18 protein-coding genes and 1 pseudogene are annotated in these 24,086 nt (G+C 54.0%); 8 read left to right on the top strand and 11 right to left on the bottom strand.

Annotated features, from left to right (window positions below):
* Positions 1-73: 73 nt before the first annotated feature.
* Positions 74-604, bottom strand: a complete 531-nt coding sequence (locus tag JJB97_RS07160; protein WP_238713337.1) for a LysM-like peptidoglycan-binding domain-containing protein — start codon at positions 602-604, stop codon at positions 74-76.
* Positions 605-863: 259 nt separating this feature from the next.
* On the opposite strand from JJB97_RS07160, the gene fklB reads away from it, so the two are divergent.
* Positions 864-1,484 (top strand): FKBP-type peptidyl-prolyl cis-trans isomerase, encoded by a 621-nt coding sequence (gene fklB / locus JJB97_RS07165; RefSeq protein ID WP_238713338.1) that lies wholly within the window; start codon positions 864-866, stop codon positions 1,482-1,484.
* A 722-nt stretch (positions 1,485-2,206) separates the two neighbouring features.
* Positions 2,207-3,619 carry a D-serine/D-alanine/glycine transporter gene (gene cycA / locus JJB97_RS07170; protein WP_238713339.1) on the top strand — a complete coding sequence of 471 codons (1,413 nt, stop codon included), beginning with the start codon at positions 2,207-2,209 and terminating at the stop codon, positions 3,617-3,619.
* 63 nt (positions 3,620-3,682) lie between these two features.
* Here cycA and ytfE read toward each other — a convergent pair whose 3' ends face one another.
* The 3 genes and pseudogenes from ytfE to JJB97_RS07185 form a co-directional block, all read right to left on the bottom strand.
* The gene (gene ytfE, locus JJB97_RS07175) at positions 3,683-4,345 is read right to left on the bottom strand and encodes an iron-sulfur cluster repair protein YtfE (RefSeq protein ID WP_238713340.1); all 663 of its coding nucleotides are present in this window, start codon (positions 4,343-4,345) and stop codon (positions 3,683-3,685) included.
* A gap of 60 nt (positions 4,346-4,405) precedes the next feature.
* A pseudogene (locus JJB97_RS07180) lies at positions 4,406-5,381 on the bottom strand (DMT family transporter).
* A 138-nt stretch (positions 5,382-5,519) separates the two neighbouring features.
* Positions 5,520-7,466, bottom strand: coding sequence for a bifunctional 2',3'-cyclic-nucleotide 2'-phosphodiesterase/3'-nucleotidase (locus JJB97_RS07185; RefSeq protein ID WP_238713342.1), 1,947 nt, complete (start codon positions 7,464-7,466; stop codon positions 5,520-5,522).
* A 217-nt stretch (positions 7,467-7,683) separates the two neighbouring features.
* Between JJB97_RS07185 and cysQ the strand changes: the two genes are divergently transcribed.
* Positions 7,684-8,430: a 3'(2'),5'-bisphosphate nucleotidase CysQ gene (cysQ, locus tag JJB97_RS07190; RefSeq protein ID WP_238713344.1), complete on the top strand. Its 747-nt coding sequence runs from the start codon at positions 7,684-7,686 to the stop codon at positions 8,428-8,430.
* Here the strand turns inward: cysQ and JJB97_RS07195 are convergent.
* Positions 8,420-8,974 (bottom strand): YtfJ family protein, encoded by a 555-nt coding sequence (locus JJB97_RS07195; protein ID WP_238713345.1) that lies wholly within the window; start codon positions 8,972-8,974, stop codon positions 8,420-8,422. The genes cysQ and JJB97_RS07195 overlap by 11 nt on opposite strands.
* Before the next feature lie 336 nt (positions 8,975-9,310).
* Here JJB97_RS07195 and JJB97_RS07200 point away from each other — a divergent pair, with 336 nt between their 5' ends.
* The gene (locus JJB97_RS07200; RefSeq protein WP_238713346.1) at positions 9,311-9,517 is read left to right on the top strand and encodes a DUF1107 domain-containing protein; all 207 of its coding nucleotides are present in this window, start codon (positions 9,311-9,313) and stop codon (positions 9,515-9,517) included.
* A 378-nt stretch (positions 9,518-9,895) separates the two neighbouring features.
* Here the strand turns inward: JJB97_RS07200 and JJB97_RS07205 are convergent, their stop codons facing one another.
* Positions 9,896-11,230 (bottom strand): hemolysin family protein, encoded by a 1,335-nt coding sequence (locus JJB97_RS07205; protein WP_238713348.1) that lies wholly within the window; start codon positions 11,228-11,230, stop codon positions 9,896-9,898.
* Between the two features lie 249 nt (positions 11,231-11,479).
* Positions 11,480-12,118 carry a peptide-methionine (S)-S-oxide reductase MsrA gene (msrA, locus tag JJB97_RS07210; protein ID WP_238713349.1) on the bottom strand — a complete coding sequence of 213 codons (639 nt, stop codon included), beginning with the start codon at positions 12,116-12,118 and terminating at the stop codon, positions 11,480-11,482.
* Between the two features lie 213 nt (positions 12,119-12,331).
* On the opposite strand from msrA, the gene tamA reads away from it, so the two are divergent.
* Genes tamA through JJB97_RS07225 form a run of 3 tightly spaced genes read left to right on the top strand, consistent with a single transcriptional unit; the run spans position 12,332 to position 18,185 of the window.
* Positions 12,332-14,068, top strand: a complete 1,737-nt coding sequence (gene tamA / locus JJB97_RS07215) for an autotransporter assembly complex protein TamA (protein WP_238713350.1) — start codon at positions 12,332-12,334, stop codon at positions 14,066-14,068.
* Complete coding sequence (gene tamB / locus JJB97_RS07220) at positions 14,065-17,838, top strand: autotransporter assembly complex protein TamB (RefSeq protein ID WP_238713352.1); 3,774 nt, start codon at positions 14,065-14,067, stop codon at positions 17,836-17,838. Before tamA ends, tamB begins: the two co-directional genes overlap by 4 nt.
* A 2-nt stretch (positions 17,839-17,840) precedes the next feature.
* Positions 17,841-18,185: a gamma-glutamylcyclotransferase family protein gene (locus JJB97_RS07225; RefSeq protein WP_238713353.1), complete on the top strand. Its 345-nt coding sequence runs from the start codon at positions 17,841-17,843 to the stop codon at positions 18,183-18,185.
* Positions 18,186-18,500: 315 nt separating this feature from the next.
* Here the strand turns inward: JJB97_RS07225 and ppa are convergent, their stop codons facing one another.
* The 3 genes from ppa to fbp form a co-directional block, all read right to left on the bottom strand.
* The gene (gene ppa, locus JJB97_RS07230; protein WP_238713355.1) at positions 18,501-19,031 is read right to left on the bottom strand and encodes an inorganic diphosphatase; all 531 of its coding nucleotides are present in this window, start codon (positions 19,029-19,031) and stop codon (positions 18,501-18,503) included.
* A 223-nt stretch (positions 19,032-19,254) separates the two neighbouring features.
* Positions 19,255-19,593, bottom strand: a complete 339-nt coding sequence (locus JJB97_RS07235) for a hypothetical protein (protein ID WP_238713356.1) — start codon at positions 19,591-19,593, stop codon at positions 19,255-19,257.
* Positions 19,594-20,385: 792 nt separating this feature from the next.
* Positions 20,386-21,384: a class 1 fructose-bisphosphatase gene (gene fbp, locus JJB97_RS07240; protein ID WP_238713358.1), complete on the bottom strand. Its 999-nt coding sequence runs from the start codon at positions 21,382-21,384 to the stop codon at positions 20,386-20,388.
* A gap of 172 nt (positions 21,385-21,556) precedes the next feature.
* Here fbp and mpl point away from each other — a divergent pair, with 172 nt between their 5' ends.
* Positions 21,557-22,930, top strand: coding sequence for a UDP-N-acetylmuramate:L-alanyl-gamma-D-glutamyl-meso-diaminopimelate ligase (gene mpl / locus JJB97_RS07245; RefSeq protein WP_238713360.1), 1,374 nt, complete (start codon positions 21,557-21,559; stop codon positions 22,928-22,930).
* Positions 22,931-23,197: 267 nt separating this feature from the next.
* On the opposite strand, the gene JJB97_RS07250 is transcribed toward mpl, so the two are convergent.
* Positions 23,198-24,070: a TPM domain-containing protein gene (locus JJB97_RS07250; RefSeq protein WP_238713361.1), complete on the bottom strand. Its 873-nt coding sequence runs from the start codon at positions 24,068-24,070 to the stop codon at positions 23,198-23,200.
* Between the last annotated feature and the right edge of the window lie 16 nt (positions 24,071-24,086).

Genomic DNA, 24,086 nt, shown 5'->3' on the forward strand with positions numbered 1-24,086 from the left:
TGGTTTATTAGCGCTGAGTTTGTGGGGATCCCTCAGCGCCTAAGCGGGCTTTTTGCATTTCTGCGGGAGGGAATCAGTTAACGCGCATAAATCTGCCATTAGGCTGGCGGGCAAAGAGAACGGGATTATTGCCGCCTTCAATGGTCAGGCCTGTGATTACGCCGCTGGCATTCTGGCGAATACGCACGATCTGGCCGCTTTGCAGATTACTTAAGGGCTTATCGCTACCTTCAACCTGCGTCATAGCGTAAACGTCAGCGGTAGGCAGATGATTTTCACGGAACATCTGTAACAGCGTTTTACCCCGCCCAATACGATAGGCCCGCCAGCGCTGTTCAATGTCATTTCCCTGAAAGGGAACGGGAGCCAGCTCCGTCGGCGCAATTTCTGCAGGCGGTGTGGGCAAGAAACGGTTAAGCATATCGCGCATCATACTTGCCTTACGTTCTTCCGGCGAAGGCATCAGCACGCCGATAACCACCAGCAGTACGCCGAGTATAATGCCGCGGCGATGCATGGGCGGCAGCGGATCCATAAGCCTTATGTGTTCTGGCGCTTGCCAGGCGCGCGCCAGAAAAGTTTTCACTATGAATCGCGTTGGCATACGCTCCCCATACTCCTTGTAAAAATTGCATGAACGCCGCGATTCCGGGCGGCGAAACGACAAATTTTCTCTTTTCAGCGCATTCTACGTCAGTAATGGCCTGTAAACAGCGTGACGATCTGAGCGTTGCCAGACTCCAGGAACTGCGGATTGCTATTGTTTCTAATTCGCACGCGTTTGTCACCTCCCATGAGTATTTTACCCGACGGTGCAGGGCTGCTATGCTGCCGCTACTTTTAACCCAATGAAAGGAAAAGCCATGACAACCCCTTCTTTTGACAGCGTTGAAGCGCAAGCAAGCTACGGTATCGGTTTACAGGTAGGCCAGCAGTTGCGCGAGTCTGGTTTACAGGGGCTGCTGCCGGAAGCGCTGGTTGCTGGCCTGCGCGATGCGCTGGAAGGGAATGCGCCAGCGGTTCCGGTAGACGTTGTACATCGTGCGTTACGCGAAATTCATGAACGCGCTGATGCTGTGCGCCAGGAGCGGCAGAAAGAAATGGCGGCGCAGGGCCAGGCGTTCCTGGCTGAAAACCAGAAGAAAGACGGCGTTAACACCACCGAATCCGGTTTACAGTTCCGCGTGCTGACGCAGGGCGATGGCCCGATTCCGTCACGCCAGGACCGCGTGCGCGTGCATTACACCGGGAAACTCATTGACGGCACCGTGTTCGACAGCTCGGTTACGCGTGGTGAACCGGCGGAATTCCCGGTTACCGGCGTGATTGCAGGTTGGATTGAAGCGCTGACGCTAATGCCGGTAGGCTCTAAATGGGAGCTGGCTATCCCTTATAACCTGGCTTACGGCGAACGCGGCGCCGGCGCGGCTATCCCACCGTTTAGCACGCTGGTCTTTGACGTGGAGCTGCTGGAAATACTGTAACGTTTCCCGGCTGGCATAAAAAGAGCAGGCGAAAAGCCTGCTCTGAGACGGCTGACAAACCCCGTCCTGTCGCAGACAGGACGGATGAAACACAATAAAAAAAGGAAAATCAAAGCATTGATTTTCGCCTGCTTAACACAAAGAAGGAAAAACCCCGTTTTTTCCTTCTTTGACAACAATCAGAGCAGGCGAAAAGCCTGCTCTGAGACGGCTGACAAACCCCGTCCTGTCGCAGACAGGACGGATGAAAAACAATAAAAAAATAAGGAAAATCAACCCATTGATTTTCGCCTGCTCTTTTTTANAACAATAAAAAAATAAGGAAAATCAACCCATTGATTTTCGCCTGCTCTTTTTTACTATAGGCGTGTGTTGCTCTGCAATCTGGTGAAAACGGCTGGCTGTAACCCGTTTATATACCCGCGATAGCCATAACGCTAAACCTCGCGCGGGTTTTTACATGGCCCGTTTAACGTTCTGTTTCAGGGCCGCCTGGAAATAAATAATTTTAACTTGCAAAGCGAGGCAGGAAAGGTATTTTTGTGAGTCGTTTCGCGTAATGAGAATGAAACAATACCATTTCTGAACATTCTATTAACATCTTCTTCAGGATGAGATAAGACATTCTCATCCGTTCGGGCATTTATTCGCCAGGCCCGGAATAATAATGTCAGAATAAAGGCCGCAGAGCCTCACAACACACAACGCAGGTATAAAAAAATATGGTAGACCAGATTAAAGCCGCTGATGAGGCGCAGGAGCCGGAAGAACGCACGCTACGGCGTAATCTCACCAATCGTCATATTCAGCTTATTGCTATTGGCGGCGCGATAGGCACCGGCCTTTTTATGGGTTCAGGGAAAACAATCAGCCTTGCGGGGCCGTCGATCATTTTCGTCTATATGATTATCGGCTTTATGCTGTTTTTTGTTATGCGTGCTATGGGCGAGCTGCTGCTTTCCAACCTCGAATATAAATCCTTCAGCGATTTTGCAGCCGATCTTCTGGGGCCGTGGGCAGGCTATTTTACGGGCTGGACTTACTGGTTCTGCTGGGTCGTGACGGGTATGGCCGATGTGGTGGCGATTGCCGCCTATGCCCAGTTCTGGTTTCCGGGGCTTTCCGACTGGGTGGTGGCGCTGGCGGTTGTGGTGTTATTGCTGACGCTAAACCTGGCCACAGTAAAGCTGTTTGGTGAAATGGAATTCTGGTTTGCGATGATCAAAATCGTCGCTATTGTCGCGCTAATTGTTGTTGGCCTGGTGATGGTGCTGATGCACTTTACGTCACCGGGCGGCGTGCAGGCGTCGTTTACGCATCTGTGGAACGATGGCGGCTGGTTTCCGAAAGGCATCAGCGGTTTCTTTGCGGGCTTTCAGATTGCGGTGTTTGCGTTTGTCGGTATTGAACTGGTGGGCACTACCGCTGCCGAAACGAAAGATCCTGAAAAATCTCTGCCGCGCGCTATCAACTCCATCCCGATTCGTATCATTATGTTTTATGTTTTCGCGCTGATCGTCATTATGTCGGTAACGCCCTGGGGTTCTGTGGTGGCGAGCAAAAGCCCGTTCGTTGAGCTGTTCGTACTGGCAGGGCTGCCTGCCGCAGCCAGCATTATTAATTTTGTGGTGTTGACCTCCGCGGCCTCTTCCGCCAACAGCGGCGTCTTTTCTACCAGCCGTATGCTCTATGGTCTGGCGCAGGATGGCGCCGCGCCGCGGAGCTTTGGCAGGCTGTCGCGCCGCGCTGTTCCCGCCACTGGCCTGTCCTTCTCCTGTTTGTGCCTGCTGGGCGGCGTGGTGTTGGTTTACCTTATTCCCGACGTTATTACCGTTTTTACTATGGTTACCACCGTGTCGGCGATTCTGTTTATGTTTGTCTGGACGATTATCCTGTGTTCATGGCTGGTGTATCGCCGCCAGCGCCCTGAATTACATGAAAAGTCTATTTATAAAATGCCGCTTGGCCGCCTGATGTGCTGGGTGTGTATGGCGTTCTTTGTCTTTGTGCTGGCGCTATTGACGCTGGAAGACGATACGCGTCAGGCGCTGTTGGTGACGCCGCTGTGGTTTATCGTACTGGGGGCGTGCTGGTTAGTTATCGGTAAGAAACGCCTCGCGGGCGCGCGGCATTAAAAAAGGCCCGTTAAAACGGGCCAAAAAGAGTAACATTCAGGCGCCTTCAGGGCGCCTTTTCATTTATTTTCCAGCGAGGGCGCGCGGAAACAGAACGTTATTTTCAAGATTGATGTGATCCATCAGATCATCGATCGTTTCGTTGATGCCGTTATACAGTGTGCGCCAGGTGGTGCAGGCTTCTGCCGGCGGCGTGACGTTATGGGTAATATGCTTAATGACGTCCAGCAGTTCGCCGGCCTCGTCGTGTTCTCTTTCCATGACGCTAATCGGCCCCATAGCCTGTGTGCCCATCCCCTGTTTGATCATGGGAAACAGGATTTGTTCTTCTTTCATCATGTGGCTGGAAAGTTCTTCGTGCAGCATGGTTAGCTGTTTAGCCAGGCCGCGTGGAACGCTGGGTTTATCGGCGTGAACGCGCTCAACCTTGGTTGCCTGAAGGATCAATTCCGGCAATTGTTCGCGGTGCCTGTCGTGGTAGCGTACGATGATGTGATCGATAATGTCGGCCAGCGGCGCGTTGCGCCAGTCTTTTTCCTGAGGCTGCTCGGCCAGCAGAGCCAGTTCGGCTTCAATCGCGTCCAGATCCAGCTCACGACGGGTAGCGGCACGCTCAAGCGTTTGTTTGCCGCCGCAGCAGAAATCCAGATCGTATTTACGAAACAGCGCAGAAGCGCGCGGAATAGTTAATGCCAGTTCGCCCAAAGCCTGGTCACGCAATGCCATAGCCTGAATCCTCATCAGTCAATTTATAAATTGCATTTTAAATGCATCTTAATGCGCGGGCTATACCTCTTTTAAGGTAGAGGGGCTTTTTGCGCCCGTTCTTTTTGGCCTGGCGTACACCGCCATCGTTACGCCGGCGATCAGCGCCGCAATACCCAGCAGCGTGGCCAGCGGCGGCCAGCTCTGGCGAAGAAGAAAGGTATAAAGCAGCCCTGCCAGGTTCTCAAAAACAATCAGCGGGCCAAGGATAACCGTTGGAAGACGCTGGCTGGCTTCGTTCCAGCACAGCGCGCCAAGCCAGGAGCACAATACGGCGATGGCGATCATCAGCAGAATAAATACACCGGGGCGTGGGCCGAACGGCAGGGAGAATGCGGGGGCATGGCGCGACAGCCAGATGCAGGTGCTGGCATAGCCGAGCAGTGAAAAGGGAAGTATCACCAGCCCCTGCGCCGTTGCCCACATCAACGGATTTTTTTGCGGGTTATGGCGCAACCAACGCGCATTCTGTAACGCGTAAAAGGCCCAGCAAACCATAAGCCGCCACCGCCAGCGCCAGTCCGCTGAGATACCGCCACCCGCCTTGCACGGGCCGATCGCCGCATAGTTCAGAGTAATTAACCAGCGCCAGCCCGATAGCGACGACGCACAGCGAAAACAGCAGCCGCCGCCACGTCAGCGCGCCATCATGCTGGCTATAGAGCAGGTTTGCACACACAGGCAGCACCACTGGCAGCGTACCGACAATCATCGTGGCGACTGGCGCTCCGGTGCGCTGGATAGCAGCGGCAAGGCACAGGTAGTAGATGAGGTTGCCCACGGCAGAAAGCTTTAGCGCCGTCAACCAGTCGGCCCGTTTCAGTGAACGTAACCGGGCGCGGTTTAGCCACGCCAGCGGTATCGCGATCAAACCCAGCGCCACATAGCGCCCGCTGGCCTGAAGCGCTGCGGGGTATTCAGCGATAATTTCAGGGCTGACAAAAATCAGCCCCCACATCAGCCCCGCCAGCAGGGCAAACGACACTCCGCGTACCATAGCGGCTCCTGTGAGCAAATATGCGTCTTTTTATGGTACAGGCGAGGTAATGCCTTGTCGCAGCCGGTTTGGCTTACATTTCATAAATGTTGCGATTATGTGAGGCAGCCCCCCGACGGCGCAGGGGGCGCAGCGCTGTCAGGGGTTACGTAAATCCAGTTGATAAATGGCAAAACCAGCGTTATCCGTATCGATCCGCTTTACCGGATATTGCGCGTGGGCGTGAATAAAATCAGCGGCTTTTGCCGAAGGCGAGGTTTCAAAGCGGATATCCAGCGCTGCCTTGCTGGTAACCGGAGCCAGCCGCCAGTTGCGATCGGCCGCCGGATGGATTTCGCCGTTCCTGCGCGACTGTTCGGTAATCCAGGCCGCGACAATCGCGCGGTTTTCGTCTGGTGCGGCAATCACGACGCTCTGCTCGCCAGTACCTGCGAACTTACCGCCGTAGGCGCGGTAATTATTGGTAGCAACAAGGAATAATGCCTGCGGATCGACAGGCTTTTCGTTCCAGCTTAATGCCTGAATGCGCTTTGCCTGCGGGTTAATTAGCTGGCATTCGCTGTCGTAGCGCGCCGGTTGCGTAACGTCTATCTGGTATTTTACGCCGTCAATGGTGTCGAAATTATAAGTGCGAAAGCCGTCCCAGTTTAGTAGCGGCTGCGGCTTTTCGCTGTTCGAGTCTATCTGGTTGAACATCCCGGCGGCGCATTCCAGCCACTCCTGCAATTGCTGTCCGTTGATTTTTACCACTGCCAGCGTGTTGGGATAGATATAAAGATCGGCGGCATTGCGGAAGGTCAGCGGCCCCTTCGCCACCTCGATATAGCCAGTGGGATCGTTTTTTCGCCCGCCAGCGCGAAAAGGCGCGGCGGCAGCCAGCACCGGCAGCCCCTGCAGGTCCGGGTCGCCCTGAATATGGCGCTCAACCCAGGCGCGCTGAGCGTTGTTGACCACCTGAATTGTTGGATCGTCCTGCACCAGCGCCAGGTAGCTGTACATATCATCTGCGGATTTACCAATAGGCTTAGCAACAAACTTCCGCGTCGCTTCGTGATCGCGCGCCAGGATTTTTACCAGGTTGCTATCTTCTGCCGCCAGGGCGCGTTTGTGGGCTTTATCGAAAACAGGCCGCGCCTCGGCCTGCGCGCTCACTGTTTTCCAACTGCCCTGGTCGTTATTCAACACCAGATCGACCACGCCAAGATGGTCGCCCCACATGCCGGGCATGACTGCCGGCACGCCGTTGATGGTGCCTTTTTTAATATCGACGCCGGGAATGTTGGCGAAATCGCTGCCGGGGAAGATGGCGTGAGCGTGACCAAAAAGGATGGCATCGACGCCGGGTACCTGGCTTAAATAGTAAACTGAGTTTTCCGCCATAGCGCGGTATGGCTCGCTGGAAAGCCCCGAATGTGCAACAACCACAATAAGATCTGCGCCTTCGTTCAGCATTTTGGGCACGTAGCGGCGAACGGTATCGGTGATGTCGCTAACTGTAACTTTACCGTTGAGATGCGCCTTATCCCACACGGTTATCTGTGGCGGAACCAGACCAATATAGCCGATGCGCAGAGTATGGGATTTTCCTTCACGGTCCTTCACCTCGGTTTCTTTAATCAGATAAGGCGTGAACATGGGGTTGCCGGTGGCGCTGTCGATAATATTGGCGTTGATATACGCAAAGCGCGCGCCCGCCAGCGCTTTATGCAGATAGGTCAGTCCGTAGTTAAATTCGTGGTTGCCGAGGTTGCCGACCGTATAGTTTAGCGAGTTCATCGCCTTATAGACGGGATGAATGCCGCCATTGTTAAGACCGCCGTTTGCGGCGTAATCACCCAGTGGGCTGCCCTGAATCACATCGCCGTTGTCTACCAGCACGCTATTGACGGCCTGCGCGCGCGCCGCTTTGATTAAGCTGGCTGTGCGCACCAGACCAAACCGCTCGCTGGGGACATCTTTGTAGTAGTCAAAATCCATCATATTGCTGTGCAAGTCTGTGGTTTCCAGAATGCGCAGGTCTACCGTAGCAGCGTGTGTGGCGGCGATAGCCAGCACGGCCAGAAGCGTTGCACTAAACTTAATCATTGTTATCGTCCTTTTAAGATCTGCTCCACAAAAAACGTTGTAGCTCCGTGCCCGTTGCAGGCAGAACAGAGAATACTGCCAGATTTTGAAAGACGTAAACCGGAATCGCTTCACAGATAGCGCAGCCCGGCGTAATGAGTTATAAAACCCGATTAATAAAACAACGGGTTAACCCTTTTCGCGGTACGTCATTGCGGTGAACGTTAAGAGGTGAACGATGCTAGAAAATATTTGCAAACTTGCAAGGGATGCGGGCGATGCCATCATGCAGGTTTATAACGGTGAAAAACCGTTACAGACTGCCAGCAAAGCCGATGACTCACCGGTCACTGCGGCGGATATCGCCGCCCATACCGTTATTATTAATGGATTGCGCGCGTTAACGCCGGATGTTCCCGTGTTGTCTGAAGAAGATCCGCCCGGCTGGGACGCGCGCCGCGGCTGGCAACGCTACTGGTTAGTCGACCCGCTGGACGGTACGAAAGAATTCCTTAAGCGCAACGGCGAATTCACGGTTAATATTGCGTTTATTGATAACGGCAAGCCGGTGCTCGGCGTGGTGTATGCGCCCGCGTTGGCGGTCATGTATAGTGCGCAGCAGGGTAAAGCATGGAAAGAAGAGAGCGGCGTGCGCAACCCGATACAGGTGCGCGACGCAAGACCGCCGCAGGTGGTGATAAGCCGTTCTCACAGCGATAACGCCGAGCTGGCCGAGTACCTACAGCAACTGGGTGAACATCAGACCACGGCCATCGGCTCGTCGCTAAAGTTTTGCCTTGTGGCTGAGGGAAAAGCGCAGCTTTATCCTCGCTTTGGCGAAACCACCCACATCTGGGATACCGCTGCGGGGCATGCTATCGCTATTGCGGCCGGGGCGCATGTTAATGACTGGACGGGCCGCCCTCTGGATTATACTCCGCGTGAATCTTTCCTTAACCCAGGCTTTCGGGTCTCTATTTTTTAAGGAGTGAATGCAGCAGGTTAATAACCTGCTGCGTCTGCTGTTGAGTCAGTGCGCCATCTTTAGCGAAGCGTACCCGGCCATCTTTATCCAGCACTACGATAGCGGAGCTTTTAGCCTCCAGCTGCCATGCCTTACGCGCTGCGCCTTTGCTGTCTACGATAAACTGCGACCACGGATACTGGCGTTTGTTGCGCTCGATGTTGGTACGTACAAACATGCCGGTACCCGCAATAGCGTCGTCGGTATTAATTACCGTAGTGGTTTGATAGCGATCGCGAGGAAGCTTCGCGGATTTTATCGCCTCGATTAGCGCAGCGTTCATCTCTTTGGCCGATGAACGCCCGGCGATGTGTTGTAGTACGCGCACTTTGCCTGGCAGTTGTGCGCTGTTCCAGTTTTTATCACTGAAAGCGCCGTTATTGAGCACCCGTTCCCCCCGATCGGCAATGCCAACCGGGGGAACGCGCTGGTTAAGCTTGAAGTTGTGCGCGGCTGCGGTAAAAGGCAGTAATATGGCGATAGCGAATGCGATGCGCAGGCTCATGGTTGCTCCTGATTGTTGTTTTTTTGTTGTAAAAAATTCAAATATGGATGCGATAAGCAAAGCTTATGCTCACCTCGCCGGGCTTTCACGCAATGTTAGTGCCAGTCTGCGAAACAGCGCACAAAAGCTGTAGATTTTGGGGGTTTATACTTGGTTGTCTCTATTTGCGAAAAGATTACTCTGTAAAATTGTAATAATAACGTAAATAAAATTGTATGGGCTGGGTACATCTTCCACTTATGCGCTATAGTTCCTGAGCATCATCCTTTTGCGCTTCATCAGTCAGGGCTAATTGTGGCACCGCAGGGGCGTAGATACTAGCAGGAGTACTGAACGATGAAAATTTTCCAGCGTTACAACCCGCTTCAGATAGCCAAATACGTGAAAATTCTGTTCCGTGGGCGGTTGTATATTAAAGACGTTGGCGCTTTTGAGTTTGATAAGGGCAAAATTCTTTTGCCAAAGGTGAAAGACAAGCAGCATTTATCTGTTATGTCTGAGGTTAACCGCCAGGTAATGCGTATGCAAACTGAGATGGCGTAACTTAAGGGCAGGAAAGTAACGGCCCCTGTGGGGTTAATGCCGGTCAGTTAAGCATGTTTATGAATAACCGTTCATAACAATGCAAAAAACATGACATATTGAGGCCCATGACCGGGCCTCTTTTCTTTTATTTGGCCAGCATCTGGGTTCGTTTTTAACGTATACCGGCTTACAGCGCAGGAGCCAACGCCCGCTGAACGAGACAGGCCGTCGGGCCTCGCAGGCTCATGGGCGGGCGATGAGCGCAGCGCGAAGCAAGAATGACTTTGCCGTGCGCCGCTGATGCTGTCCCCTTTGGTATCGGGCTTTTAATGAACGAAGCCCCCGCTTAACCCTGTGCGGCCCGCATTATCCCGCTGCGGGGGGCGTGTATGAAATTTATACGGCGCTCTGTTCGTCCGGCGCTTTTGGCAGCAGCGGCGCGGCAGGCTTGCTGTCGATGCGCGTGACCAGCAACTGATCGATGCGGTGGTTATCAATATCCACCACCTCAAACTTATAGCCGGAATATTTTACGGAATCCGTACGTTTTGGAATTTTGCGCAGCATATACATCATGAAGCCGCCGATGGTTTCATAGTTGTCGGAGTGCGGGAACTCGTCAATGTCCAGTACGCGCATCACGTCGTCAATCGGCGTACCGCCTTCCACCAGCCATGAATTTTCGTCGCGGGCGACAATCTGCTCTTCCATGCCCTGACCGACCAGATCGCCCATAAGCGTGGTCATTACATCATTCAGGGTAATAATGCCGACAACGAGCGCATATTCGTTCATGATAACGGCAAAGTCCTCCCCGGCGCTTTTAAAGCTTTCCAGCGCTTCGGATAGCGTCAAGGTATCCGGCACGATTAACGCATTGCGAATTTGCACGCCGCTGCTTAACGCCAGGCTCTGATTACCCAGCACGCGCTTAAGCAGCTCTTTGGAGTCTACATAGCCGATAATGTGGTCGATATCCTCATTACACACCAGAAATTTGGAATGTGGATGATGGGCGATTTTGTTTTTCAGGCTCTGCTCGTCTTCGTGCAGGTTGAACCAGATAATATTTTCGCGCGAGGTCATTGACGACGGCACGGTACGCGATTCCAGTTCAAACACATTTTCAATCAGCTCGTGTTCCTGCTTACGCAATACGCCTGCCAGCGCGCCGGCCTCCACTACGGCATAGATGTCGTCTGAGGTGATATCGTCTTTTCGTACCATTGGCAGCTTGAATATGCGGAAAATGATGTTGGCCAGGCCGTTGAAAAACCACACCAACGGGCGAAAAACAACGAGACAGAAGCGCATCGGGTTGATTATCCGTAACGCAATGGTTTCCGGGGCTATCATACCGATGCGTTTCGGGGTCAGATCGGCAAACAGAATAAACAGGCCGGTGACCAGCGTAAACGACAGGATAAAACTGATTTGCTCTGCCAGTTCAGGGGATGTAAAGCGGATAAAAAGATCCCGGAAGGCGGGAGAAAAAGCAGCATCGCCAACGATACCGCCAAGAATGGCTACAGCGTTGAGGCCGATTTGCACCACGGTGAAGAACATACCCGGGCTTTCCTGCATCTTCAGCACCCGCTGAGCGTTGATGTTACCGTCATCGGCCATCAGCTTAAGTTTGATTTTACGTGACGCGGCCAGCGATATCTCAGACACCGAAAAGAACGCGCTGATGGCAATCAGGCAAAGTATTATCAAAATACTGTTTAACATATCTTATCCAGCCCTACAGACCGGATCCTCGGAAGGGAAGTTGATAAATCGATGTGATTGTTACCCGTACGCGCGGCCTGTCGTCAGGGAAATGCCTGAACGACTGCGATTAAAACGAAACGGATAACACACTAAAAGACCGACCCGCAGAGGCAGGGCCAGTCATGTTTCGCGGCTAGTATAACGTAAGCCGCGTCGCGCCTGCCAGAGGGCAAATTCTGAACGCGCAACAGCCCGCTGCCCGGCGAATTATTTCTCTGGCGGCAGGCAGACGCCAGTACCGCCAATGCCGCAATAACCGTATGGATTTTTGTGCAGATATTGCTGGTGATCGTCTTCGGCATAGTAAAACGGCGTGGCGTCGCTAATTTCAGTGGTGATAGCGCGGCCGTCGCCCGAAGCCGCCATTGCCGCCTGATAACGCGCCAGGCTTGCGCGTGCGGCGGCGTTCTGTTCAGGCGTTAGCGGATAAATAGCTGAACGATACTGTGTGCCGCGATCGTTGCCTTGCTTCATTCCCTGAGCCGGATCGTGATTTTCCCAGAAAACTTGCAGCAGTCGCTCATAGCTGAGGGTGTTTGGATCGAAGACGATGCGCACCGCTTCGGCGTGACCGGTTTCTCCACTGCATACCTCACGGTAGGTGGGGTTGGGCGTATAGCCGCCGGTGTAACCTGCCGCCGTGCTGTAGACGCCGGGCAACTGCCAGAAAAGACGCTCAACGCCCCAGAAACAGCCCATAGCGAACAGCGCTATCTCCATACCCGGCGGAACATTCGTCATTGAATGCCCGTTTACGGCATGCAGGCTGGAGACCGGCATGGGCGTGTTACGGCCCGGCAAGGCGTCAGCCGGTGAAATAAGGTGGGATTTATCGAATATCTTCACGTGTTTTCCCCTAAAAGCTGTTTAAAAATCCGCTACAGGCGTCACACAGTTGTAACCTGGCGATGATTTGCGGACAATAAAGGCGTCTTAATATTTAAAAAAAATTATTGGGAACCTGGCAAATTTTCCACTCCCTTCTTATTCAGGGGGTTTTTACCGTGGAGCGGCGACAGGGTTTTGCGGCGCTGAAAACAAGGGTTATCAGGAGCGAACGTGCCACGTATTCGTATTTTATGGCTGGCCGGGTTATGGCTGGTGAGCGGTTTAGCGAGTGCTGCGACCATAAGGCTGCAGGTGGAAGGGCTAAGCGGCAGGCTTGAAAAAAATGTGCGCGCCCAGCTTTCTACCATCGAAACCGATGAGGTCACGGCGGACAGGCGTTTTCAGGCGCGCGTTGATGACGCCATTCGTGAAGGGTTAAAGGCGCTGGGTTATTACGAGCCGCAGATTGATTTTACGTTACTGCCAGCGCCCGCAGGCGGCGGCCGTCCGGTGCTTAAGGCAAACGTCCAGGCTGGGGAGCCGGTACGCATTGGCGGTACTGATGTGATACTACGCGGCGGCGCGCGCACTGACGAGGATTACCTGGCGCTGCTGGGCGAACGCCCAAAAATTGGCACTGTACTCAATCACAGCGACTACGATAGCTTTAAAAAAAGCCTTACCGGCGTCGCGTTGCGTAAGGGCTATTTTGACAGCGAATTTAAAAAGAGCCAGCTTGGCGTATCCGTTGAGCGCCGCCAGGCATTCTGGGATATTGACTATGACAGCGGCGAGCGATACCGCTTCGGCCCTGTGACTTTTGACGGCTCCCAGATTCGGGAAGAATACTTGTATAGTCTGGTGCCGTTTGAGCAGGGCGATTATTACAGCTCAGCGGATCTGGCTGAGTTAAACCGCCGCCTGGCCGCCACGGGGTGGTTTAACTCCGTCGTTGTGGCGCCGGAGTTTGAAAAAGCCCGCCAGACAAAAAGGCTGCCGCTGCACGGCGTGGTTACTCCGCGCACCCGCAATACGATTGAAACGGGCGTCGGCTACTCGACCGACGTTGGGCCGCGCGTGAAGGCAACCTGGAAACGCCCGTGGGTGAATACCCGCGGGCACGGCTTTACCACCAGCGCCAGCATCTCCGCGCCGGAGCAGCAGCTTGATTTCAGCTATAAAATTCCCTTGCTTAAAAACCCGCTGGAACAGTATTACACGATACAGGGCGGTTTTAAGCGTACCGACCTGAATGATACGCAAGCCGATTCCACCACGCTTGCGCTGTCGCGCAACTGGGATATGTCCAGCGGCTGGCAGCGGGCGCTCAATCTGCGCTGGAGTCTCGACCACTTTACCCAGGGGAACGTGACTGACAGCACAATGCTGCTCTACCCCGGCGCCAGCCTGAGCCGCACGCGTTCGCGCGGCGGTCTGATGCCGAGCTGGGGTGACTCCCAGCGTTATTCTGTTGATTACTCAAGCACGCTTTGGGGTTCTGATATCGACTTTATTGTTTTGCAGGCGCAAAACGTCTGGATTCGTTCACTCTATGATAAGCATCGCTTCGTATTTCGCGGCAATCTGGGCTGGATTGAAACGAATGATTTCAGGCGCGTGCCGCCCGACCTGCGTTTCTTCGCCGGCGGCGATCGCAGTATTCGCGGCTATGACTACAAATCCATTTCTCCACGAGACGCGGATGGCTATCTGAGCGGCGCCTCTAAACTTATCACCGGTTCGGCAGAGTATCAGTACAACGTGACCGGCAAATGGTGGGGCGCGGTATTTATTGATTCAGGTGAAGCGGTTAACGATATCAAGCAAAGCAATTTTAAAACTGGCGCGGGCGTCGGCGTGCGCTGGCAATCGCCGGTTGGGCCAGTGAAGCTTGACTTTGCCGTGCCGGTTGCCGATGACAAGGAGCACGGTTTGCAGTTCTACATCGGTCTGGGGCCTGAATTATGAAACGCTGGAAGAAAATTAGCCTCGCCGTGCTGGTGGTATTGCTGCTTGTTATCGGCGCAGTGGGGTTGCTGGTGGGCACGACGACGGGCCTGCATACGATCTTTAAAGCCGCTAACCGCTGGGTGCCGGGGTTACACATAAGCCAGGTGACCGGCGGCTGGCGTGATCTGACGTTAAAAAACGTGACCTACGAACAGCCGGGCGTGAACGTGCAGGCCGGTGAGCTGCATCTGGCAGTGAAACTCAGTTGCCTGCGCGACAGTCGCCTGTGCGTAAACGATATCTCTCTTAGCGATATCAACGTGGCGATTGATACCAAAAAAATGCCGCCGTCTGATCCTGCCCCGGAAGAAGACAGCGGCCCGCTTAACCTGAGCGCGCCATATCCCATCACGCTCAGCCGCGTGGCGCTGAGCAATGTGAATATAAAAATCGACGACACTACCGTATCGGTGATGTCTTTTACCTCGGGGCTGAACTGGGAGGCGCGCGACATGACGCTTATGCCCAGCAGCCTGCAAGGATTATTGATTGCGCTGCCTGAAGCGGCGCAAGTGGCGCAGGAGCAGGTCGTTGAGCCGAAGATAGAAAAGCCCAAAGCCAGCGAGCCTCCCTTAGGGGAAACGTTACGCGAGATGTTCTCAAAGCCGCTGTTGCCGGAGATGACCGATGTTGACCTGCCGGTTAACCTCAATATTCAGGCGTTTCGCGGCGAGCGTTTACGCCTGACCGGCGATGTCGATCTGATGGTCAACAGTTTGCTGCTTAAAGTAAGCAGCAGCAACGGCCGGATGAGCCTTGATACGCTGGATATTGATACGGATAAAGGCACCGTTAACGCCAGCGGCAGCGCGCAATTGCGCGGTAGCTGGCCGGTGGCGATGACCCTGAACAGCAGCCTGAACGTTGATCCTGTTAAGGGTGAGAAAATCAAACTAAAAATCGGCGGCGCGCTGCGTGAGCAACTGGAACTGGGCGTGAGCCTTTCCGGGCCGATTGGCGTGGATGCGCGCGCGCAAACCCGGCTGGCGGAAGCCGGATTGCCGCTCAATCTTGAGGTGAACAGCAAGCAGCTTTACTGGCCGCTGGACGGGAAAAAAGCCTATCAGGCCGACGACCTGAAGTTCAAACTGACCGGCAAAATGACCGACTATACGTTATCGATGCGCACTGCGGTGAAAGGCGAGCAGATACCGCCTGCCGTCATTACGCTGGATGCGAAGGGGAATGAGCGGCAGGTTAATCTTGATAAGCTGCGCGTGGCGGCGTTACAGGGCAATATCGACCTTAAGGCGGTGCTGGACTGGCAGCAGGCGATTAGCTGGCGCAGTGAACTGTCGCTTGAGGGCATCAATACCGCAAAGCAGATGCCGGACTGGCCTGCAAAACTCGATGGCCTGATTAAAACGCGCGGCAGTCTGTACGGCGGTAGCTGGCAGATGGACGTCCCTGAGCTGAACATTACCGGCAACGTGAAGCAAAACCGCGTTGACGTTAACGGCAAGCTGAAGGGGAACAGCTATATGCAGTGGAACATTCCGGGGCTGCACGCAGCGTTGGGGCGTAACACGGTTGATATTAAAGGCGATTTGAGCGATAAGGCGCTGGCGCTGGATGCCAGTATTGATGCGCCGAATCTGGATAACGCGCTGCCGGGCCTCGGCGGTACGGCTAAGGGCCATATAAAAGTACTTGGTACGCTCAAGGCGCCGCAGATTCAGGCTGATATTACGGCCAACAGCCTGCGCTGGCAGGCATTGTCCATTGCCCGCGTAATACTTAAAGGCGATGTCAAATCCGGCGAACAGATAGCCGGCACGCTCGGCCTGCGGGTGGATAGTATCCGCCAGCCGGACGTGGATATTCGCCAGGTCACACTGGATGCCAAAGGCAGCGAACAGCAACACCAGATGCAACTGCGCGTTCAGGGCGAGCCGGTGTCCGGCCATTTACAGCTAAGCGGCGCGTTTGACCGTAAAGCGCAGCGCTGGCGCGGCCAGTTAAGCGATACGCGTTTTGATACGCCCGTTGGCCCGTGGACGCTGACGCGCGCGATTGCGCTCGATTATCGCGGACAGGAGCAAAAGATTAGCGTAGGGCCGCACTGCTGGAATAATCCTGACGCTGAGCTTTGCGTGCCGCAAACCATTGATGCCGGGGCGAGCGGACGTGCGCAGATCAACCTTAACCGCTTCTCTCTGGCGATGCTTAAGCCGTTTTTGCCGAAAGAAACGCAGGCCAGCGGCGTGTTCAGCGGTAAGGCCGACGTGAGTTGGGACAATAACGGCGGCCTGCCGCAGGGGAAAGTTACGCTACAGGGACGCGGTGTTAAAATCACACAACTGGTGAACCAGAACCCGCTGCCGGTGGCGTTTGATACGCTGAACCTTGATGCTGAGCTGCGCAACAACCGCGCCCTGCTTGGCTGGATGATTCGGTTGCACAATAACGGCCAGTTCGATGGCCAGGTACAGGTTAACGATCCGCAGGGGCAGCGCGGCCTGGCGGGCGATATTCATATACGCAACTTCTCACTGGCGATGATTAACGCTATTTTCTCACGCGGCGAGAAGGCCGCTGGCGCGCTTAATGCCAGCCTGCGGCTGGGCGGCAATGCCCAGCGCCCGCAGCTCTACGGCGATCTGAAACTGAACGGGCTGGATATTGATGCGAATTTTATGCCGTTTGACATGCAACCCAGCGAGCTGGCGCTGCTCTTCAACGGCATGACATCACAGCTTCAGGGCGTGGTTCGCACTCAGCGCGGGCAGATTAACCTCAGTGGCGACGCCGACTGGAGTCAGCTTGAGAACTGGCGCGCGCGCATTGCCGCGAAAGGGAACCGGGTGCGTATTACCGTGCCGCCTATGGTACGGCTTGACGTATCGCCGGATGTGGTATTTGAAGCTACGCCTGCGCTGTTTACGCTCAATGGCAATGTGGATGTGCCCTGGGCGCGTATCGTAGTGCACGACCTGCCGGAAAGCGCGGTTGGGGTTTCCAGCGATGAGGTGTTGCTTGATAAGAATCTGCAGCCGAAAGAGGCCAAAACGGCGGCGATCCCGATCAACAGTAATCTGACCGTCCATGTAGGTAAAAATGTGCATATGAGCGCTTTTGGCCTGAAGGCGCGGCTGGAAGGCGATCTGAAAGTGGCGCAGGATAAACAGGGGCTGGGGCTTAACGGGCAGATTAATATTCCGCAGGGGCGCTTCCACGCTTATGGTCAGGACCTGCTGGTTAATAAAGGCGAGTTGCTGTTCTCCGGCCCGCCGGATCAGCCGTTGCTTAACATTGAAGCTATCCGTAATCCGGAAGCTACCGAAGACAACGTGACTGCCGGGGTTCGCGTTACCGGGCAGGCGGATGAACCTAAAGTGGAGATCTTCTCCGATCCGTCAATGCCCCAGCAGGAAGCGCTTTCTTATTTGTTACGCGGACATGGCCTGGACAGTACGGGCAGCGACAGTCAGGAAATGACCTCGATGCTTATTGGTTTGGGGGTTGCGCAAAGTGGGCAGGTTGTGGGTAAAATCGGGGAGACCTTCGGCGTCAGTAATCTGGCGCTGGACACTACGGGGGTGGGGGATTCATCCCAGGTAGTCGTCAGCGGTTACGTGCTGCCAGGTCTGCAGGTGAAATACGGAATGGGTATCTTTGATTCGCTGGCAACCTTGACGTTACGCTATCGCCTCATGCCTAAACTGTACCTGGAAGCGGTGTCTGGCGTAGATCAGGCACTCGATCTGCTCTATCAGTTTGAGTTTTAGCAATGCGAATATTTGTCTATGGCAGTTTACGGCGCAAACAGGGCAACAGCCACTGGATGACCAATGCTCTGTTGCTCGGTGAACATTGTGAACAGGGTTATCGGCTCTACAGCCTCGGCCATTATCCGGGCGCGGTGCCGGGCGAAGGGGCTGTGAACGGTGAAGTTTACCGCATTGACGCCAGCACCCTGGCTGAGCTGGACGCGCTGCGTACGAAAGGCGGAGAATATCAGCGTAAGCTGATTCGCACGCCTTACGGCAGCGCGTGGATGTACGTCTACCAGCGCCCGGTTGATGGATTAACGCCAATCGACAGCGGCGACTGGCTGGACAGGGAGGAGAGCTGACTGCGCGTGGGTTAACGCCTGTGCAAGTTCGCTATGCTTCGGTGTGGCGAAACGGTCGGCAAACGCCGGGCTGAAAGATTTTGGCCCAAAACGCCAGAAATTAACTATATAAATCAAAAGATTAATTTTAGGTGGGTAGTTGCAAAGAGGGCAAAACGATGTTTTGCCCTCTTTGTTAATAAAGAGATCGCGCTTCGGCGCGGTTTTTTATGGAAATAAGTAAACGCACACCGGAAACACAGGCGCAAAAAAATGCCGACCAGCGTTTAGCCGCTCGGCATGATTTGACCGCAGGCATGCCTGCATGTGAAAACGTTACTTTTTCGCTGCGCGTTCGAAAGAAGAGATAATTTCGGCTTTTGCGGCTTCGGCGTTGCCCCAGCCGTCAACTTTCACCCATTTGCCTTTTTCCAGATCTTTGTAGTGCTCAAAGAAATGGGTTATCTGAGCTTTCAGCAGCTCTGGCAGGTCGTCCACATCCTTAATGTGATCGTACTCTTTGCTTAGCTTTGTGTGTGGCACGGCAACAAGCTTTGCGTCTTCGCCGGCTTCGTCGGTCATTTTCAGCACGCCGATTGGGCGGCAGCGAATAACCGCGCCTGGCTGCAGCGGATACGGCGTTGGCACCAGTACGTCAACCGGGTCGCCGTCCAGAGACAAGGTATGGTTGATATAGCCGTAGTTGCACGGATAGAACATCGCAGTAGACATGAAACGGTCAACAAACAGCGCGCCGCTTTCTTTATCAACTTCGTATTTGATTGGGTCGGCATTTGCCGGGATTTCGATAATAACGTAGATATCTTCCGGCAGATCTTTTCCCGCAGGAACGTTCAGTAAGCTCATGTTTGATTCCTTAAACTGTGTGGCAACCAGTGCCGCACATTATAGCCAGGACACAACGTAAAAGTCTTCGCCTGATTTCGCCGCAGCCGGGGAGCGAGACGGGCGGCAAAGTCCGGTCATTTCTGATGCGGCTTCAGGTTCGATACGTGCGAAAGCAACGAAACGCCTGCGCAAAAGGAAACGGTATAGCGTAAGGGGGAGCCTTTAAGCCTGGGCAGACGGACTATTCGATGGCCTGAAATATCAAAAAGATGCACAGCAGGCTTATCAGAACCAGAATCAGCCAGGACATTTGGTAAAAAACGTGCTGGTTTGACATGACGGCTACCTTGCGCAATTCAGGTGATGAGTAATGGCGAAAGATGCGGTGGAAAGTCACAAGATAGGTAACGCAATAGAGCGGCCAGATACACAGTGTCCAGAGCGCCAGCGTTTTGCCGCCAGCCAGCCACAAACACAGCGGAATGGCGAAGAATACCGGCGTCGCTATTTTCTCTAATTTTTTTAGTCTGTTCGTGACAATAGCGTCCTGATTGTAATGCGGAGTTGTCATTGTCTTCATTGCTATTGCTCTCGGAACGATGAGACGGGAAAGGAGTCATTTTGACGGCGATAGAAAACGCCAGCAGTTCTCAAAGGCATAGGATATTGGCCTGTCGACAGGTGTGCTTAGGTAGCGTAATGATATTTTTCATTAATTAAAACATTATTCCTGGAGTATAGGTCAATGTTTCAGAATCTGGAAAACTATTTTTTATAACCCATTTTTTATAACCCAGCCTGTTCCGGCTGGTATTCGTGCCGGATGCTAACATATTCTTTAAATGAGTGTGAATCAGTTAAAGTAAAAAAAGCTTTTTTTGATGCCAAATCTTTTTTACGTTTTCATGTTATCGGCCTACTGTCTGGCTGCAAATTACCCGTTTAAAGATAGCAGACGTTACGCAATCGTGCGCGCGGCAGGGTGATTTTTTCTGTATCAGCAGGCTATTTTTAATTATTTCTGTAAAAAGTTGAAAAGGAACCATTACAGAATTTTTCTTCATTGATTAGCATGGTAAAACTATTTTCTTATGAGCGTCGGTGTGAAAAATATTTCATTTCTGGCCCTCAGGCTTTTCCTTGCCTGCAATTTTTGGTGGGTAATTATGACGATAGCCAATATTAATATCCGCTTATTTATTTCAGCTATGCTTATTTATTTCACCCGATTTATCAGGGGATTGCTTTTCGCTTATTTGGCGGAAAAATGCATTCAGGTAGCGCGCATTTACAGTCGTTACAGTCTGTTGCTTATTCAAGCCTTGCGGGCAGTGAGGGGAGAGTAGGCGCCCCGGCTGGGGCGCAGGGGGGATTAATTATCCGGGTTTTCGCGAATGAAACGCTCAACATCGTCCACCATATGGTCAGATCCGACGAAAAATGAGCGACGCTGGTGCAGGCTGTCCGGCACAATATCCAGAATGCGTTGCCTGCCGTCGCTTGCCTTTCCGCCCGCCTGCTCGGCAAGAAACGCCATCGGGTTACATTCGTAAAGCAGGCGCAGCTTGCCTTCAGGGTGGCTGGCGGTGCTTGGGTAAAGATAAATCCCGCCTTTAAGCAGGTTGCGATGAAAATCTGCAACCAGTGAACCAATATAGCGCGACGTATAAGGGCGCTGCGTGGCCTGATCCTCTTCCTGGCAGAATTTGATGTATTTTTTCACGCCCTGCGGAAAGCGAATATAGTTGCCTTCATTAATGGAATACATACGGCCCCGCGCCGGAAAACGCATGCGTTCCTGGCTTAGGCAAAATACGCCAAGCGTGGGGTCATAGGTGAAGGCATGTACGCCGCAGCCGGTGGTATACACCAACATAGTGGAGGAGCCGTATACAACATAGCCTGCAGCCACCTGCCTGTTGCCCGGCTGCAGAAAATCTTCCATCGTTACTGGCATGCCGACCGGCGTGACGCGACGATAGATAGAGAAAATGGTCCCGACAGAGACGTTAACATCAATGTTTGAGGAACCGTCCAGCGGATCCATCAGCACGACATATTTCGCGTGCTCACAGCCCTCAAACACCACGATTTCATCTTCTTCTTCAGAAGCGATACCGGCCACGATATCGCGTGCTTTAAGCGCCGCTTTAAGTTTTTCATTAGCGAACAGATCGAGCTTTTGCTGCTCTTCGCCCTGCACATTTTCTGCTCCGCTTGCGCCGAGAATATCCACCAGACCCGCTTTGTTGATATCGCGATGGATAATTTTCGCGCCGAGCTTTATCGCCGAAAGCAGCGCCGTCAGCTCGCCTGTGGCATGAGAGAATTCGTGCTGTTTCTCGACAATAAATTCACCTAACGTCTTCATAAATCAATCCCTGCATTCGCTTGTTGGAATAACAGGAAACGAGCTTAACAAAAAATCAACGACAGGCGCACAGGTGAATCGCGCCAGCTAGCTATAGAAAAACCTGAAAGGGCGTAGTTCCCCCCTTCACATAGGGGTAGAATGTGCGCCGAACTTACCAGGGGTAGTAACTATGCGTATTCATATTCTGGGGATCTGCGGCACCTTTATGGGGGGCCTGGCTATACTGGCACGCGCGCTCGGGCATGACGTCACCGGTTCGGACGATAATGTTTATCCGCCGATGAGCACATTGCTGGAACAGCAGGGGATCGAACTTATTCAGGGCTATGACGCCGCTCAGCTTGAGCCGCGTCCTGACCTTGTTATCATCGGTAACGCTATGACGCGTGGTAACCCGTGTGTGGAAGCGGTGCTGGAACAGAGCATTCCTTATATGTCCGGCCCGCAGTGGCTGCACGATTTTGTATTGCGCGACCGCTGGGTTATCGCCATTGCCGGCACGCATGGCAAAACGACGACGGCAGGCATGGCGGCCTGGATTCTGGAACAGTGCGGCTATCAGCCGGGCTTTGTGATTGGCGGCGTGCCGGGCAACTTTGATGTCTCTGCCCGCCCCGGCGGCAGCCCGTTTTTTGTGATTGAAGCCGATGAGTATGATTGCGCGTTTTTTGATAAGCGATCTAAATTTGTTCATTACTGCCCGCGCACGCTGGTGCTCAACAATCTTGAGTTTGACCATGCGGACATTTTTGACGACCTGAAAGCAATTCAGAAACAGTTCCATCATCTGGTGCGTATTGTGCCGGGGCAGGGGCGTATTCTGTGGCCTGAAAGCGACGCTAATCTGAAACAGGTCATTGGCATGGGGTGCTGGAGCGAGCAGGAAACAGCGGGCGAGCACGGGCGCTGGCAGGCGAAGAAATTAACCAATGACGGCGCCAACTGGCAGGTTTGGTTAGACGGCGAATGTGTGGGTGAAGTGAACTGGTCGCTTGTGGGCGAACACAATATGCACAATGGCCTGATGGCTATTGCCGCCGCGCGCCATGTGGGCATTGCGCCAGCGCAGGCCGCAAAAGCGTTAGGCGGATTTGTCAATGCTCGCCGCCGCCTCGAACTGCGCGGCGAAGCCGGTGGCGTGGCGGTTTATGATGATTTTGCCCACCACCCGACGGCCATCCTCGCCACTCTGGCCGCGCTGCGCGGAAAAGTTGGCGGTACGGCGCGTATCCTGGCCGTGCTGGAACCGCGCTCCAATACCATGAAAATGGGGATCAGCAAGGACGAACTGGCGCCAGCGCTGGGTCGTGCGGACGAAGTCTTTCTGCTTCAGCCGCAGCATATACCGTGGCAGGTGGCGGAAGTGGCGGAAGCCTGTATTCAGCCTTCGCACTGGAGCGCCGATCTGGATGAACTGGTCGGGATGATTGTGAAATCTGCACAGCCTGGCGACACTATTCTTGTTATGAGCAATGGCGGATTTGGCGGTATTCATCAGAAATTACTCGATGCGCTGGCGAAAAAACCAGCGGAAACCGCATAACGGGCGTGATTCGCCAGCAGCCTCGCTTTGACGACAATGCGGCACAGGGGGGGGGCGGACTGGCGAATCAAAAAAACCATCAGAAACGCATCAGGCCTGCTAAACCCGCCTCTGAATGTTAACAAAAGGGCAACGAGTGGGTTGCCCGCTTTGTTGATATCAAACCAAATTCAACGTACTGGTTTTTCTTGTGGGAACATTCGCCCCGGCACTTGTCAGCGGCATCCATGCAGGATTAAGGGACGAAGCCTGGTGAAGGAACGTGACTTACCAGCGCCCGGAAGCGCCGCCGCCGCCGCTGGAACCGCCGCCGCCGCGAAAACCACCGCCGCCAAATCCGCCTCTAAAGCCGCCGCCGCCGCCGCGAAAGCCACCGCCGCCACCGCCGCCGTGAAATTTTGCGCTGGCGGCCAGCAGTAGAATAATGGCGGCCACCGAGCTGCCCAGCGTAATGTATACCACCTGGCTAAAGGGGAGCGCTGATGCTGAGAAGAACAGCGACCAGAGCCAGCTTCCGGCGCCAATGGTAACGCCGCTTTTAATACCGCGCATCACCACGTTGCCTTTGCGGAAAATCCAAACCGGAAGCGCGAACAGGCCCAGCACCAGATATTCAAAAAGAGAGCCGCTATCGTCATATTTACTGGCTGTTGCGGGCGTTTCCCGGGACGGGAATTGTTCCTTTGCCAGCAGTTCGCCAATTTGCGATACGCCCTGCTGTAAGCCCTGCGCCAGCCTGTTTTCCCGGAAGGCGGGGATAATTGCCGTGCGGATAATCTGGCTGCTCTGTACGTCCGTCAGGGCGCCTTCAAAACCGTACCCTACCTCAATACGCACGGTACGATCCTGCCACGCCACCAGCAGCAGCACGCCGTCGCTGCGCTGCCTGTCTCCCAGCCGCCACTTGTCGTAAACGCGAGTTGCGTATTGCTCAATGGTTTCCTGGCCGGTGGTGGGTAACACCAGAATGGCAAGCTGAGCGGGAGCCAGCTTTTGCGCCTGCTGCGTTAAGGCGTTGATTTCCTCACGGCTGAGCGTGCCCGTCAGGTCGGTTACCTGCTGGCGTAGTTCAGGTACGGGGACATCAGCGGCCATAGCCTGGCCGCTGAGCAGCGCAAAAAGTAGAAAAACGATGCGCATTATCGCCTCCCGCAGC

It is taken from the genome of Tenebrionibacter intestinalis (genome assembly GCF_016632365.1).
Classification (GTDB): Bacteria; Pseudomonadota; Gammaproteobacteria; order Enterobacterales; family Enterobacteriaceae; genus Tenebrionibacter; species Tenebrionibacter intestinalis.